Origin of the sequence: Ktedonospora formicarum (assembly GCF_016587355.1) — a bacterium.
In the GTDB taxonomy this organism is placed as follows: Bacteria; Chloroflexota; Ktedonobacteria; order Ktedonobacterales; family Ktedonobacteraceae; genus Ktedonobacter; species Ktedonobacter formicarum.
Map to the genome: position 1 here is coordinate 2,955,509 of NZ_BNJF01000001.1, position 14,032 is coordinate 2,969,540.

Sequence of the window (14,032 nt, forward strand, 5' to 3'; positions counted from 1 at the left end):
ACTTGAACTCACAAAGTAGCATAAGCCGCTTTAGGTGTAAAAGATGGGTTTTACGTGTAGCGAGGTAAGAAAAGGAATATAAGACTTTTAGGCGAAATCCAACACCGCCTGATCGGCAGCTAGCGCCAGGCGCTCAGGGTTTCGAATAAGGAGTACGCACATAGAAATAACGCATATGTCTCGTTCAACCACACAAACATTCACTTGCCCTTGTGGGGAGGTGTTTTCCAGTTCAATATACGAATATGTGAACGTTGCGAAAGATCCCGGTCTGCGCTATACCGTGCTCGCGGGACTCCTCAATGTTTCCATTTGTCCAAATTGTGGGCAGAAAGGTGCTGTCTCTATCCCATTCATCTATTCGGACTCGGCCCATAATCTGCTGGCATATGTGCATCCTCGTTCAGATGCACCCGAAGAGGCTCGCTTGCTGATCCTTGAGAATTTGCGCTCGGCCTATGATAACGTGGAGGCGCTGCTCAATGCGCGGGATGGAGCTGATGGTCAGAGTGAGCATGTTGCTACACTTTCGCCGAAGCAGGCACAGGATCTCCCTCCGCTCCAGGTGGTGTTTGGCCTTGATCAACTCTCGGTTCTTGTTAATGGCGTATTGGACCCCGAAGAGCGCCTGGGCAGACTCGCCTTGAGTACGCAGAGCCGCAACGATGCCGAGCGTGGGCAATTCTATAGCATCGCGCGTAAGCTCGCCACTGAGATGAACTGTAGCGTAGAAGTTGAGAGCCTTCCAGACGAATATATTGTCTGGTTGTATGGTTCACGTCGCCGGATCGGTGCGCTCATGCGCGAACTTGCTCCTGGAGGGTAAGAGCAATACAGAGTTTCTTCTTAGCTCTATGTCGAGGTATGTGAGGCATAATGATTACGATAGGTGTCTTAACTATTAGTGATGGGGCTGCGCGCGGTCAGCGTGAGGATCTGAGCGGCGAACGGGTACGCTCACTGGCCTCTCAACTGCCTGAGGCTGTTATCAGTACGAGCGCGATTATTCCAGATGAGCAAGAGCAGATTGCCGCGATCTTGCGTGAATGGTGCGATATACGACATCTCAATCTGATCTTGACGACTGGGGGTACAGGCCTGGCTCCGCGTGATGTGACCCCTGAAGCGACGCGCTCCGTGATTGAGCGCGAGGCTCCTGGCATTGCTGAGGCTATGCGCTTTCAGAGTTTACAGTTTACAAAGATGGCGATGCTCTCGCGTGGTGTTGTAGGGGTGCGTGGTCGTTCGCTCATTGTCAATTTGCCGGGTAGCCCGAAGGCCGTCAAAGAATGCCTGGAGTATATTCTAGAAGTACTTCCCCATGCCATGAATTTGCTTACTGAGGGTCCCAGAGAGCACTAAGAAGCCAATGCATATCGATGCTGTTGATGTGTTCAGGTTTTCGTATCAAGAGTGAGCGTGAAAGGCGTCGTCAATGAGGAGGACGCGCTATGCATGAGCAATCAGTGAGCTGTACACGGCTGGAGGGCCATAGCGATAACATTTTTGCTCTGGCTTGGTCCCCTAAGGGCGACCTCCTGGCCTCTGCTGGGCGTGATAGTACGGTACGCCTTTGGGATATCACGACCGGAACACTTCAGGCAACATATCATGATCCCGCCTCATCCTGTTTCCTCTCGTTGGCCTGGTCGCCAGATGGGCGCTACCTGGCGGCGGGCTGTACTGCTGGCCCGGTTTATCTCTGGGACGTGCCGACGAGAAGCGAGACACCCATTCTGACCTATCGCGGACATCGCCGCTTTGTGCGCACCGTCGCCTGGTCGCCAGATGGAATGTCTATTGCTTCAGGCGGTGACCTGGGCGATAGTACCGTTCAGATCTGGTCACCAACTTCCGGGCAGACTCGCTATACATATACCGCGCAATATCGCATCTTCGCACTGGACTGGTCGCCGGATGGTGAATATATCGCCTCTGCTAGCTTTGATGGGACCACGCATGTCTGGTCCGCGCTTGGCGGTGAGCCCGTGCATATCTATCAGGCGCACAGGTCTCCTATATACGCGCTGGACTGGTCAGCAAGGCATGGCTACCTGGCCTCGGCAGGAGAGGATGCTACCTTGCATCTCTGGACGCCCCCATCTGTGAATGCACCTGAGCCCTCTCAGGTTCCCCAGATTCTGGACTTACACACTCGCCCCATCAAGGCTCTCCGTTGGTCCCCGGACGGAACATGCCTCGCTTCTGCGGGGCATGATGCTCTGGTCTATGTGCATTCGCCCTTCGCTTCTGAGCCGCGCACGACCCTTCGTACGTTGGGCATGCATCGTGTCTGGATTCGAGCTCTGGCCTGGTCTCCTGATAGTGCCTGCCTTGCATCCTGTAGCGCCTCTACACTCTGCATCTGGCGTGTCCCGCATTCATAAGAAAAAGGACGAGGTGGATGGAGTCATAGTGTAGTAACTCCGTCCACCTCGTCCTTTTTAATGAAGCTGTTTAGCGCACCTCGGCGAGTAGCTCTTCTTCGCTTAGAGGTCCGAGAGCAGTGAGCACTTGCTTCTCTCTCATGGGGAAGTTATGCAGCGCGCGTATGACATCTTCAGGAGTTACCTTTTCAATGCGCTCTACTTCTTCTTCGATGCTGAGCAGGCGACCCTCTACAACCCAATCGCTGGCGAGCGAGCGCATGCGTACAAAGGTTGATTCATTGCTGATGACCATGCTGCTAATGAGCTTATCTTTCGCGCGGCGCAGCTCATCTTCATGCACGCCATCGGCCAGCAGGCTATCGATCTCCTCACCCAGCATTTTGAGCACGCGTGGCGCGTTCTCCGGGGTAGAGTTAGCTTCCATCAGCAAGATGCCGGTGCCCTCCATTGCCCAGAGGCCCGCGCTCGCGGACTCTGCCAGTCCGCGCTGGTAGATGTTCCAGAAGAGTCGGGAGCCATCGCTATCTCCCAGGATACTGCCACCGAGCATCGCGGCATAGTAATCGGGGTGCTTGACATCGACGGCGGGCATCGCCAGGATCATGATCTGCTGCTTGAGTTTAGGATCAATCACGATGTTGTTGATGGGTTGGGCTGGCTCGTAATGCTGCGCGTCGCGGCTGGCATCACCTGTGCGCCAGCTAGAGCAATGCTTCTCCGCCAATTCGACCAGGTGATCCCAGTCGAAGTTACCCGCTACCGTGAGAATCAGGTTGTTGGCAGCGTAGCGCCGTTGCCAGTATTCGCGCATCTGTTCGATGTGCATGTTGCGAATGCTCTCGCGTGTCCCCAGCACATCATGTCCCAGAGAGTGATCTCCGAAATAAGTCTGCATCATGCGTCGGTAGGTCAGATTGTATGGCTGATCCTCTGAGCGTGCGATCTCGTTCACGATGACCTCTTTTTCCATCGTGAAATCGTTCTCGTCCAGGCGGGGATACATCATATCGCTCAGCAGGCCCATCGCTTTCTCCAGATGCTCACCCAGGACGCGCGCATAGAAGACCGTCGCCTCGTGTGAGGTGAAGGCGTTAAGCTCCGCTCCAATCTTATTGAATTCGAGCGTAATCTGTTGCCAGTCCAGGGTTTGCGTGCCTTTGAAGACCATATGCTCCAGGAAGTGCGAGACGCCCGCGATAGTGGGATCGTACTCGTCCCGTGATCCGGTGCGCACATAATACGCGATTGCAACCGATTCAAAATCGGGCATTGGCTGGCCCACAATTTGTAGGCCGTTGCTCAATTGGTGGGTATGAAAGACAGCGCCATTCGCGTTTGCCTGGCTCTCTGACATGTCATGCTCCTTTCATTCGGCTGCGCCACCCCGCTACACGTGAAGCCTCGCCTCCGAACGACCTTATGTTGTGCCTTGCATCTTCTACAGGCAAAAGACTCGTTTACTAGCCATCATAGCCCTGGGGTACAACCGTTGTCAAATGGGTTCTCTTTGAAGTTGAGTGGCGGCATAATTACATGGGTATAAGCAGTCTTGTTCACGAAATAGTTTGGGGGTGCTGGAGGATCTCCTCAATGATCTGATAGGTGTGCTTGCTGGTTTGCGGAAGTTTAGGCCAGAGAGCATGAGCCTTGTCATTTCCGACCAGAAGGACATTGAAGCGCGTGAGAAGGTAGACGTCAGAGGTTTGTAGTTCTTGCTGATCCGAGGCGTTAGCGCCATTGCCCGTGAAATGACCAGCCCCTACGCAGCCAGCGGTTCCACTGCTGACGAATTGCCAGCTTATACTTTGCTGTTTGTTTGCTATCTTGCGATAAATGTCGTCACCAAAGATGGTGCCCATGGTCAGCGTGCAGGACGGATTATTGAAGCCACTATAACCCTGTGGTTGGAAGGCGATATGCCACTGTCCTTGCTCTCGCGTAATGCGTAGCAGAAGCAAGAACTGTTCACTAAGCTTCGACTGCTGCCTGATCTCTGGATTGGATGTGGATTGGAACTCCCAGTGCTCGCGCACAACGACGAAAGTATCCCAACGCCTCGGGCTACTGACACCATGATCATTGCCAACGCCGACGCTACAGAAGAGGCGGCAGTCCTGCATCTCCAGCATACAGCCAGGTCCTACAGTTGGTCCCTGGCATTGTCCAGATTGATGGGTGTCTGTATCAAGCTGGAAACTACGCGTAGCTTGAAGCTCCTGGCGAGCAGTAAAGGTCTCCTTCGCGTCGTAGTCCAGCTTGTAACGTTCGCCAGGTTGGACGGTTTCGCCGGTACGCATCTTTGTAAGGAAGCTTTGAACTGCTGACCGCAGTGCTTTTTGCTCATGCCCTGGCAGGCGCTCTAAATTGGCTGCCTGGGGAAAGATAATCATTGTCGCCTGATACTGATCATTGTTCGCGGTTGAGGTACGACAGGTTTGCTGGCTGGTCGTCGCCTGGTTGCTAGAGGCGACAATCAAGGTACATTGAAGCTCCTGAAAAGGCTCACCGAGCCACTTGACATCATGCTTTCCTGCTGTGAGTTGAATGGGGTGGTCGTTGAACAGGGTTGGAAGAGGTGTATACGTTTTGCCATCGATGGTCAATGTTCCCCAGCCCGGTAAGACCTGAACAAAGTACAGGTTATGCGCGCCAGGAGCAGGTTTATTCTCTCCGCTCAGGCTATCTGTGATCAATACACGAACTGAAGGTAGACTGGCAAGGAAGATGATTAGTGTCAAACATATGGTACCAATCGTCCATAGGAGGCGTCGTCGTTTCTGCTGGCGCGTGAGTTTCGAACCGAGCCAGAGTCTGCGCGTCTGACTATGATTGCTGTTCTCTGCTTTGTGGTCTCTACCTTGCGATTCGTCATTGAGATCCGCGATCTCGACAAATCTGTCCTCTAATTCATGCTCTTTGTCCCAGAGGTCCGGCATATGGCTTCTTGGCATCACCTTTCATCTGTTCTTACAACCTGACGATTTCTGATAAATCATAGCGCAATGAGTTACATTGTGCTAATGCTTCCCCATTCCGTCAAAATGGTGCAAAAAAATGTTGTGCACAACATTTTTTTGCACCATTTTGACGGTTTTTCTGGATTGGAGCGTAACCAATAACTATGGCTACCTTACCTCATCCTGTTGTACCTGGGCTATAGCCTCTTTCAATTGGTGATAGACATTGTCCAGGTGTTCCGGCATGACCTTAATATCCGCCAGCACGGGCATGAAGTTTGTATCGCCATTCCAGCGTGGCACAATGTGGAAGTGGATGTGCTCTGCGAAGCCCGCGCCCGCGACCTTGCCCTGGTTAAAGCCCATATTGAAGCCTTCGGGATTCATCGCCTGGCGTAAGGCTTTGAGCGCAAGCTGAGCCTGTGCCATCATCTCTGCTAATGTCTCTGGATCGAGCTTCTCTAGTTCGCCAATATGTTGATAGGGCGCGATCATCAGGTGTCCATTGCTATAAGGATATAAGTTGAGCATCATAAAACAGCGCTCGCCGCGATAGAGGATGTGATATTCCTCATCCCGGTTCTCTGCTGGCTGCGTACAGAAAATGCAGCCGGGTTTGGGTTCGGTTTTGGGGTGGATAAAGGCCATACGCCATGGTGCCCATAAATTTTTCATACAAAATCCTCTATATAATTGATTGGACCAATATTATCTTTAGACCTATCTCGGCCCTCAAGAACTTTGTAGGATCAAGGGATATATGCAAACATAGTGTATTAGTACACTATGTTTGCATATATCCCTTGATCTTGACGAGCCGCCGCTACCCGCGACAGCTTTGAACTGTTATCTTTAATTATTATAGCGTTTGAAGAGAAGTTACGGAGGAGGGCTGAAGATGATATAGAGACGCCGAGACAAGCCTTTTCCTGAATTAACAGGAAAGGAGAGGGTATGTTGATGTGAGAAAAGCGTAAAGAGGCCGTCAGAAAATGTGCTCGCGGTCGCTTTACGCTTCGTTGCAGTCTGTCTCCTGAAGGGCTTGGGCCTTTTCGCAGGCTTTCTCCGCAGTTTCGACGGGAATCCAGCCTTCTGCCCAGGCATGGATAGCATCAACGACGGGCTTGAGGGCATTGCCCTTCTCTGTCAGTTCATATTCAACACGTACAGGTATCTGAGGATATACAACCCGTTTAATGATACCCTCGCTCTCCAGTTCACGCAAGCGGTCGCTGAGCACGCGGTCAGAGAGTCCTTCGACGAGCATTGTAAGCTCACCAAAGCGTCGTGGTCCACTGAGTAGCGCGCTCAAGAGCAGGCCAGTCCAACGCTTTCCCAGTATGTGAATCGCATGTTCATAACGTGGGCACATGCGTGGTAGCGATTCCTGAGTGGATGCTATGGAAGATGTTTGCTTCATTGCCATTTTGCTTTACCTGCCGTTTCACAGGTACGTTGTTTTGTACCAATAGGTATACAGAGCCTTTTATTTCGAATTACATGGTAGTATACCATGTTTTGCTCTCTAAGGCAAGGATGGCTACATTTAAAAAGTAAGTAAGTGAGCTGAGGGGCTATAGCACGACATTTGAGTTGCCCTGTGCTACACTATGGTTATGCTGGATGTATTCCTCTCGACTCAACTAAATACCTTTGGGCTCGACATGCGTTTCTCTGTTGCCTCGGGAACCACGACGGTGCTGCTCGGTGAGAGTGGAGCGGGTAAAAGCACTGTGTTACGCCTGCTTGCAGGGTTGTTGCAGCCTCGCGTAGGCCATATCTCCCTTGATGGAATCGTGTACCTGGATAGCGAGCGTAGGATTGCTCTCTCTCCACAGGATCGCCCTATTGGTTATGTCTTTCAAGAGTATCTGCTCTTTCCTCACCTCTCGGTTTTTGAGAATGTCGCCTTTGGCTTGCGTGCTCAGCATCTCGCGCGCCCTATTGTCCGTGAGCGCGTTAGCGAGGCTCTCTCACGGGTACATCTGAGCGGTTTCGAGAAGCGTCAACCACACCAACTCTCAGGTGGGCAACAGCAGAGGGTAGCCCTGGCGCGCGCGCTGGCTTTGCGACCATCTTTATTGTTATTGGATGAGCCGTTGGCTGCCCTGGATGTGCAAACGCGCCGCGAAGTTCGCCAGGAACTGCGGAGCATTCTCGCCGAGACGGGTATTACGACCGTGCTGGTTACTCATCATTATATTGATGCTCTTGTTTTTGGACAGCATATTTTGGTGTTGGATCAGGGACGAGTCATTCAGCAAGGAGGACAATCTGATCTGGCGTTGCATCCACGCTCAACCTATGTCGCGGAACTGGTGGGCATGAATTTTTTTCATGCCTGCCTGATGCGTTATGCTCCTGATGGCTCCTGTATTGTCGAGCTTTCACAGACACAGCCCACACTTGAGATGACGGTAAGATTTGAGGAGGGGGAAAATGGTTCTGAGGTGCTTCCTGCTGGCACTGATGTCTGTGTGGTCATCGATCCCCGTGATATCACACTCCAATTCACGCCACCAGAGAGTTCAGCGCGCAATAGTTATCAAGGCCGCATTGTACAAATTTTAAATCTACCTTCCGCATCGGGTGGGTTGGTACGTGTCAGCATCGCCCTGGATGGGGTCTCTCTGCCCCCTCTGACTGCCGAGATTACAGGCACCTCCGCCGCCCGCCTGGCATTTGAGGAGGGGCAACTGGTCTATGCCTCCTTTAAAGCCTCTGCCACACATGCCTATCTCTAAAACAGAATTGAGGATGGATTGAGTTGCAGGATCTGGCATTGACAAAAGCGCAACTTCTACGTAATGAAGATATAGACTGTGTCCCCTCCATATACAAAAGCCAAAAGATCTTTTGGCTTTTGTATAATCTGTTATTTTTCTTGTAACCTATTCGTGGACGATTTCACTCTCCCACTCACAGGTCTCCGGGCGAGCGTTTTTGAGCGCCTCTGCCAGCGCGTCCAGGTCGTTTACATCATCGCGATATACTGCCCAGGCTTTGGGCTTCTGTCCCGGTTCGGTGACTTTGCGATACGCCAGGACTGCGATGCGTTTCCCATTGGGAAAGAACTCCTCACGGATCTTAATCAGGTTTTCCCAGGGAATGACAATGTCCTCGCCGCCTTTATTATGCTTGACCAGAGCATTTGGCTCCAGGGCGATTGTAAAAGGGATCGGAGCTACAATGCGCAGATAGCCCGCGAAACCTAAAATAAATAGGATAGCCAGGATCGTGCTAACGATCACCGAGGCTCCCTGATGGATGGCAATCCAGAGTACCAGTCCTGTGATAGCGATGAGGCCCAGAATGGTCACGACAAGCTTAAAGCGACTGAGACCGGGTCCTATAAAGACCTGCTTTTGGGATGCAGGAGATGATGCCATGAGAAATGCTCCCCATACATTGACGTATGCTCACAAGGTTTTGCTATAACAGGTATTGTAACAACAGGGAGGAAACAATGCAACATGGTTTTATGCTAAACCCAATACTGCTATTGAGGTCAGCACGAACTCCTTATGATGCAAACATCCGAGCGCATGAGCGCTAACCACCGTTCAGATGGGGTTGATGTTTGTATCAACCCGAGCGTGTTCAGGGTTTCGAATAAGGAGAAAGCCAAAAACTGGGACAGGCATCCTAGCGCTCTTTGCGTTGCCCTATCAGTATGATATACTGAACACGTTGTCCCGGTAAGGTAGTATTCCTTGCTGCCCATGTGCACGTGTATTGATTCATGTAAAGCATAATGTAGGTAGGGCGTGTCTAAGCAGTTAGGATAGCGTGAAAGGGAGAACGGCCATGTCTAGACAGCACTCTTCCAATGTATCGACAGGAGCCCTGGTGACAGGACAGGTAAATCCTCAAAGGATTACAGAGAAGCTTCTTGCCACTCATGGTCACGTTGTAGGGATCGAGATCAGCAGTAGCGGCTTGCGCCAATCTGTTGCGCTAGCGAATCTGGATGGCGAGATCTTGCTGCGAGTGAGCCGGCCCCTTGAGGTTGTTCCTGATAGTACGACTGTTTTGCAGCAGATCGACGCGATGATCGCTGAGGTGACTTCGCCTGAGCGACTTGTAGATGGGCGTATTCTGCGAGTGGGAGTTGCTGTTGGAGGTCTGGTTGATGCTTCCCAAGGTCTTGTACGCACCCTCTACCATGCTCAGGGATGGGATAACTATCCACTTCAGGACTATTTCACGGAACGCCTAGATGCTCCTTGCATTATCGATAATAATGCGAATGCCGCAGCTCTGGCGGAATATCATAGAGGAAGCGGCGTCCGTGAGCGTGTAGTGCTTTATGTTGGTCTGGGGCGCGGTATTGGTGGGGGGATGGTCATCAATGGGAAAGTCTATCATGGCGTGACTTCTGTGGCTGGCGAGATAGGCCATATATTGGTCAAGGAGGGCGGCCCCAGATGTTCTTGTGGTGGCTATGGTCACCTTGAAGCTATCGCGTCCGCGCGTGCTATTACTGGCGCTATGATTGAGCATTCGGCGGAAGACGCTCAAGCTCGTTCTATTATGGAGCGCATGACGGATGGGCACATAGAACGCCTCACTCCCGCTCAGGTCTTTCACCTGGCCGCAGAGGGGAATCAGGTTGCGCGACATATCGTGAACGACGTGCATACCTATCTGGGTATTGCGCTTGCGAATATTGTTCATGTAATCAATCCTAGTATGATTATCCTGGGAGGGTCGGTTGCCCAAGCGGGCGATCTCCTCGTTCAACCACTGGAACAGCAGATCCAGAAGCTATGCCTGCCTGAGGCTCGACGTGAGTTGCGTGTCGTGCAGGGAAGCCTGGGTGTTGACGCTAACCTGATGGGCGCTGTCACTCTGGCTCTCCAGGATCTATGACATATAGGGAATAATGCAGAATCTTGAGGGGCTTATGGTAGAAACAGGTCGAGTCATACAAAGGCGCTACCTGCTTCAACATCTGGTGAAGCAGGGCCAGGTCTGTGTTGTCTATCAGGGATTCGACCAGGTCTTGCAGCGTATTGTTGCGATCAAGGTTGTTCCTGCCGAGCAGGTCTCCACGTATCGCGCCGCTCTTCGATTGACATCCCAATTTTCCCATCCAAATATCATTGGGGTCTATGATGTCATTCCTGAAAGCGACGGCCTCTATATTGTCCAGGAACATGTGGAGGGCGAGGACTTTGCCGCTCTGCTTCTCTCGCAACCTACAATCTACCAGATTGCCGATATGGGCCGACAGATCTGTCAGGCCCTCATGTATGCTAATACGTCTTCACGCAAAGTCTGTCATGGTGATTTGACTCCATCCTCTATTTTGCGTGATCGGCGTGGCGCTATTCGTGTCAGCAACTTCGCTCTTCCCTCTGATCTTACCTATTTCAATGGCTGGAGTGTTGTGGGAGGCGATGGAGTTGCGCTTGCCGATAGCGAGACGCCCTGGGGCCAGATGAGTGAGTTACGCCTCGCTGACGATACTCGCTCCATTGGTATTCTGCTCTATCAGTTACTCTCGGGTCGCCCCCAGGGGGCAACGTCAGTGGAGCCACCCTCCGACGGTCGCCTGCGTTTTCATCGCAATGTGCCTCCTGAACTCTGTGATATTGTGGCTCGTGCTCTCATTCGTCAACATCCACAGCGCTTTGAAACACCCGACGCACTTTATGCTGAACTGAAGGCTATTGCTGACGCCCTGGAGCCCTACGAGCCTGTTACCTCTTTCAAGTCAGAGGATGTGATGAAGCCGCATCAGATGCTACCCACGGGTGGGACTGGGAAGTTGAGCGCGGCATCGGTCATGGTCTCTCAGGAGCGCGCCCAATCTGGCTTACTCTCTCATTATCGTCCGGATGCTGGACTGGCAGTCTCCGATGCTCCGGGACGTGTAGCTGAAGCAACATCATCAGACCCGCAGCTAGTGAACCCATCTTTCCCCGATCAGGCATATGGTTACACTCCAATGGCTCAGTCGGCCCCCAGGCGTGTGAATATGCCCGTACTGATTGTCGCAGGCTTGCTGCTCTTTGCCCTCTTTTTCGTAATTGGGTATTTCCTGGCACAGATGTTCTTGCATTGAGATCTTGTTTGATGTGAGTGGGAGAGGATGGCATTGAAATATTGCCTGACCTCCTCTGCCCACTCGCGTGGCAAATAAGATGTTATTGATTTTGAAGAGCGGCGTACATCATATTCTCGCTATTCCAGGCATATCCGGTGTTACCGTGCCTATCTGCGACGATGAGCCCCCCAGTCTCTTCTGTTTGGGTTCCCAGGAAGGCTATAACCTCGTCTGCGGCCTCCTGGGCTGTTTTGCCCTGGCCCACTGCGTCCGCAACGCGCTTCGCGATCAGCAGGCGTGTAAAGTCTTCACCATAGCCTGTGCAGGAGATAGCTGCGTTCTTATCGGCATAGAAGCCACAGCCAACGAGCGGTGAATCACCCACACGTCCTGGATGCTTGTTGATAATGCCGCCAGTTGAGGTGGCTGCTGCCAGATGTCCATAGCCATCGATAGCTACCGCGCCAACCGTGCCATGCTTCTTCTCATCCGTTACATCTTCCGCTTCAGTAGTATGCGCTGTAAGTGCCTGCGCACGTTGCCAGTTGGTGCGTTGGCGTTCAGTAAGCAAATCTTCCAGGCGACAAAACTCGAAGCCTTCCTTTTCCGCGAACTGGCGCGCGCCTTGTCCGATCAGTAGAACGTGTCGACTCCGAAGAACATGGCGTGCCAGCGTAATAGGATTCTTGACCAGTTCGATACCTGCGATAGCTCCCACCTGGAGGGTGTGTCCCTCCATCATGCCTGCGTCCATCTCGATATTGCCCTCTGAAGTCAGACATGATCCGGTCCCGGCGTTGAAGTTTGCGTTATCTTCCATGGCCCTGACAGCAGCCTCTACGGCTTCCACCGCAGTGCCTCCCTGCTTCAGGATTTGCTTGCCAATCTCCGCCGCCTCCTGGCATCCCTCCATGCCAATGCCTATCCGTTCTTTCCCGATCTTACCTGCCCCTCCATGAATAGCGATTGCTAGTGTCATAACGTTTGCCTCTCTAGTGTCTGTTTAAGATAGTGTCTCTGATTATGATTCAGGTACCACCACCTCTCTGTGGTGGCTCGCGGGGTCAAGGGATATGAGGAGACATCTCTGTAGAGAGCTCTTGGAGCCAGGCAAGCAAGGCGCGAGTCTGGTAGATACGGCTGCGTAGGACGACATGTTCAAGGAAGCGTTCGCCTTCTTCTGTTTGCGCACTCTCTTGCTGGCGCTGTTCCAGGTTCAGGAGAAAGCGCTGACATGCCTCTTCCTGGCGGCGTACTAAAGGTGCGGCTTGCTCAGGCATATGGCGCTGGAGAAAGTAGAGCTTGATTAGGAAGAGAATGCGAATATCGCGTGGCTTCTCCACTGGTTCCAGGAGCCAGTCGCGAAAGACCTCTCTCCCCTGAGCCTTCAAATGATAGACCTTGCGTGGAGGGCGTGTTCCCCGCGCCTCAATTTCCGCTTCGATATACTCCAGGCGTTCAAGCTTCTTGAGAAAAGCATACATCTGACTCATCTCAAGATGGACAATCTCGCCTAGCGTTGCTCGCTCGAACTGCTGGAACATTTCATAGCCATGCATTGGCTCTTTTTGAAGCAGTCCCAGGAGCGCATACTCCGCTGGCTCACTTATCTGCATGTAACTTCCTCCGACAAAGAATACACCGCCATTATAGTACATAGACTATGTACTTGCCTTCGCTTTGGGGGGCGGCTCCGTGTTGCGCCGGGGTGGCTAATATGCTACAGTGCCAGGTGATTTTCGTTGGGAGTAAATAAATATGGTTTCTACACCTGTGATCCTGGCTTCTGCCCAGGCAGAAGTATTGCTCGCGGCGCATGCGAGTGGTATGCCTGAGACCACAATTTCGCCAGACCTGGGAATCTCGCATGAGACAGTCAAACTATCTGATAGCGGGGTGACCTTCGCGATAGGGGAGCATCTGGACTGGGCGCGAGTTGAGAAGATCGCGAGATCAGAGATAAATTGTTTTCAGCTTGAGGATGGTGATATCCATGCTATCCAGTACTTCTCGGAGGATACCAGCCGCATGTGTAGCCTGATGCCTACCCGTGGGGCACCAACCATGCTCATCGCTGGCTTTACCATGCACCGTATTGTGGATATTGATCCTATGCAAGATACGCGCAAGAAGATGGAGACCCTTAAGCCTGTTGTGGGTCGTGTGCTAGATACCACCACGGGCCTGGGGTATACGGCTATTACCGCCGCTCACACTGCTGAGCATGTCACTACGATTGAGTTTGATCCGGGCGCACAATACATCGCGCGGCGTAATCCCTGGTCGCGTGAGCTCTTTGATAATCCGAAGATTCAGCAGATGATGGGTGATGCCTATGAGATCGTACCATCCTTCGCGGAGAATAGCTTTGATCGCATCGTCCATGATCCTCCTGTCTTCAGCCTCGCGGGTCAACTTTACTCTGCGACATTCTACCGCGAACTCTACCGCGTACTCAAGAAGGGTGGACGCCTTTTCCATTACATCGGCAACTTGGAGAGTAAGTCGAGCGGCACTGTGGCACGCGGCGCGTTCAAGCGCTTACAAGAGGCGGGTTTCAAGCGCGTGGTGCGTCGCCCCGAAGCCTTTGGCATTCTGGCATATAAGTAGGGATGGGGTGCGGGGGATTCCCC

14 protein-coding genes are annotated in these 14,032 nt (G+C 52.4%); 7 read left to right on the forward strand and 7 right to left on the reverse strand.

Features of this window, described 5'->3' with window-relative positions:
• The first annotated feature begins 175 nt into the window (after window positions 1-175).
• The 3 genes from K3T82_RS12650 (at window position 176) to K3T82_RS12660 (ending at window position 2,387) form a co-directional block, all read left to right on the forward strand.
• The gene (locus K3T82_RS12650; RefSeq protein ID WP_220193806.1) at window positions 176-826 is read left to right on the forward strand and encodes a CpXC domain-containing protein; all 651 of its coding nucleotides are present in this window, start codon (window positions 176-178) and stop codon (window positions 824-826) included.
• Between the two features lie 50 nt (window positions 827-876).
• A complete protein-coding gene (locus tag K3T82_RS12655) occupies window positions 877-1,362 on the forward strand; it encodes a MogA/MoaB family molybdenum cofactor biosynthesis protein (RefSeq protein ID WP_220193807.1) in 486 nt (161 codons plus the stop codon).
• An 89-nt stretch (window positions 1,363-1,451) separates the two neighbouring features.
• Window positions 1,452-2,387 carry a WD40 repeat domain-containing protein gene (locus K3T82_RS12660; RefSeq protein WP_220193808.1) on the forward strand — a complete coding sequence of 312 codons (936 nt, stop codon included), beginning with the start codon at window positions 1,452-1,454 and terminating at the stop codon, window positions 2,385-2,387.
• Window positions 2,388-2,457: 70 nt separating this feature from the next.
• Here K3T82_RS12660 and K3T82_RS12665 read toward each other — a convergent pair whose 3' ends face one another.
• The 4 genes from K3T82_RS12665 to K3T82_RS12680 all read right to left on the reverse strand — a co-directional run bounded on the left by K3T82_RS12665 (window position 2,458) and on the right by K3T82_RS12680 (window position 6,767).
• Window positions 2,458-3,744, reverse strand: a complete 1,287-nt coding sequence (locus K3T82_RS12665) for a M16 family metallopeptidase (RefSeq protein WP_220193809.1) — start codon at window positions 3,742-3,744, stop codon at window positions 2,458-2,460.
• Between the two features lie 199 nt (window positions 3,745-3,943).
• Entirely contained in the window at window positions 3,944-5,326 is a 1,383-nt protein-coding gene (locus K3T82_RS12670) for a hypothetical protein (RefSeq protein ID WP_220193810.1), read from the reverse strand.
• 189 nt (window positions 5,327-5,515) lie between these two features.
• The gene (locus tag K3T82_RS12675; RefSeq protein ID WP_220193811.1) at window positions 5,516-6,022 is read right to left on the reverse strand and encodes an HIT family protein; all 507 of its coding nucleotides are present in this window, start codon (window positions 6,020-6,022) and stop codon (window positions 5,516-5,518) included.
• A 334-nt stretch (window positions 6,023-6,356) separates the two neighbouring features.
• Window positions 6,357-6,767: a winged helix-turn-helix transcriptional regulator gene (locus K3T82_RS12680; protein WP_236031127.1), complete on the reverse strand. Its 411-nt coding sequence runs from the start codon at window positions 6,765-6,767 to the stop codon at window positions 6,357-6,359.
• Between the two features lie 196 nt (window positions 6,768-6,963).
• Between K3T82_RS12680 and K3T82_RS12685 the strand changes: the two genes are divergently transcribed.
• On the forward strand, window positions 6,964-8,091 hold the full coding sequence (locus K3T82_RS12685; protein ID WP_220193813.1) for an ABC transporter ATP-binding protein: 1,128 nt from the start codon (window positions 6,964-6,966) through the stop codon (window positions 8,089-8,091).
• Window positions 8,092-8,238: 147 nt separating this feature from the next.
• Here K3T82_RS12685 and K3T82_RS12690 read toward each other — a convergent pair whose 3' ends face one another.
• Complete coding sequence (locus K3T82_RS12690; protein ID WP_220193814.1) at window positions 8,239-8,736, reverse strand: hypothetical protein; 498 nt, start codon at window positions 8,734-8,736, stop codon at window positions 8,239-8,241.
• 418 nt (window positions 8,737-9,154) lie between these two features.
• On the opposite strand from K3T82_RS12690, the gene K3T82_RS12695 reads away from it, so the two are divergent.
• Both K3T82_RS12695 and K3T82_RS12700 read left to right on the forward strand, forming a co-directional pair.
• Entirely contained in the window at window positions 9,155-10,219 is a 1,065-nt protein-coding gene (locus K3T82_RS12695; protein WP_220193815.1) for an ROK family protein, read from the forward strand.
• A 34-nt stretch (window positions 10,220-10,253) separates the two neighbouring features.
• Window positions 10,254-11,417: a protein kinase domain-containing protein gene (locus K3T82_RS12700; protein ID WP_220193816.1), complete on the forward strand. Its 1,164-nt coding sequence runs from the start codon at window positions 10,254-10,256 to the stop codon at window positions 11,415-11,417.
• Window positions 11,418-11,499: 82 nt separating this feature from the next.
• Here K3T82_RS12700 and K3T82_RS12705 read toward each other — a convergent pair whose 3' ends face one another.
• Both K3T82_RS12705 and K3T82_RS12710 read right to left on the reverse strand, forming a co-directional pair.
• Window positions 11,500-12,378: an isoaspartyl peptidase/L-asparaginase family protein gene (locus tag K3T82_RS12705; protein ID WP_220193817.1), complete on the reverse strand. Its 879-nt coding sequence runs from the start codon at window positions 12,376-12,378 to the stop codon at window positions 11,500-11,502.
• Between the two features lie 85 nt (window positions 12,379-12,463).
• Window positions 12,464-13,015, reverse strand: coding sequence for a PadR family transcriptional regulator (locus tag K3T82_RS12710; RefSeq protein ID WP_220193818.1), 552 nt, complete (start codon window positions 13,013-13,015; stop codon window positions 12,464-12,466).
• Between the two features lie 142 nt (window positions 13,016-13,157).
• On the opposite strand from K3T82_RS12710, the gene K3T82_RS12715 reads away from it, so the two are divergent.
• The gene (locus K3T82_RS12715) at window positions 13,158-14,009 is read left to right on the forward strand and encodes a class I SAM-dependent methyltransferase (protein ID WP_220193819.1); all 852 of its coding nucleotides are present in this window, start codon (window positions 13,158-13,160) and stop codon (window positions 14,007-14,009) included.
• Window positions 14,010-14,032: the final 23 nt, after the last annotated feature.

What these genes read in the sequence shown, in the direction of transcription:
- K3T82_RS12650 (WP_220193806.1), top strand. Translation starts at nt 176, where the DNA reads ATGTCTCGTTCAACCACACAAACATTCACTTGCCCTTGTGGGGAGGTG.
- K3T82_RS12655 (WP_220193807.1), top strand. Translation starts at nt 877, where the DNA reads ATGATTACGATAGGTGTCTTAACTATTAGTGATGGGGCTGCGCGCGGT.
- K3T82_RS12660 (WP_220193808.1), top strand. Translation starts at nt 1,452, where the DNA reads ATGCATGAGCAATCAGTGAGCTGTACACGGCTGGAGGGCCATAGCGAT.
- K3T82_RS12665 (WP_220193809.1), bottom strand. Translation starts at nt 3,744, where the DNA reads ATGTCAGAGAGCCAGGCAAACGCGAATGGCGCTGTCTTTCATACCCAC.
- K3T82_RS12670 (WP_220193810.1), bottom strand. Translation starts at nt 5,326, where the DNA reads ATGCCGGACCTCTGGGACAAAGAGCATGAATTAGAGGACAGATTTGTC.
- K3T82_RS12675 (WP_220193811.1), bottom strand. Translation starts at nt 6,022, where the DNA reads ATGAAAAATTTATGGGCACCATGGCGTATGGCCTTTATCCACCCCAAA.
- K3T82_RS12680 (WP_236031127.1), bottom strand. Translation starts at nt 6,767, where the DNA reads ATGAAGCAAACATCTTCCATAGCATCCACTCAGGAATCGCTACCACGC.
- K3T82_RS12685 (WP_220193813.1), top strand. Translation starts at nt 6,964, where the DNA reads ATGCTGGATGTATTCCTCTCGACTCAACTAAATACCTTTGGGCTCGAC.
- K3T82_RS12690 (WP_220193814.1), bottom strand. Translation starts at nt 8,736, where the DNA reads ATGGCATCATCTCCTGCATCCCAAAAGCAGGTCTTTATAGGACCCGGT.
- K3T82_RS12695 (WP_220193815.1), top strand. Translation starts at nt 9,155, where the DNA reads ATGTCTAGACAGCACTCTTCCAATGTATCGACAGGAGCCCTGGTGACA.
- K3T82_RS12700 (WP_220193816.1), top strand. Translation starts at nt 10,254, where the DNA reads ATGGTAGAAACAGGTCGAGTCATACAAAGGCGCTACCTGCTTCAACAT.
- K3T82_RS12705 (WP_220193817.1), bottom strand. Translation starts at nt 12,378, where the DNA reads ATGACACTAGCAATCGCTATTCATGGAGGGGCAGGTAAGATCGGGAAA.
- K3T82_RS12710 (WP_220193818.1), bottom strand. Translation starts at nt 13,015, where the DNA reads ATGCAGATAAGTGAGCCAGCGGAGTATGCGCTCCTGGGACTGCTTCAA.
- K3T82_RS12715 (WP_220193819.1), top strand. Translation starts at nt 13,158, where the DNA reads ATGGTTTCTACACCTGTGATCCTGGCTTCTGCCCAGGCAGAAGTATTG.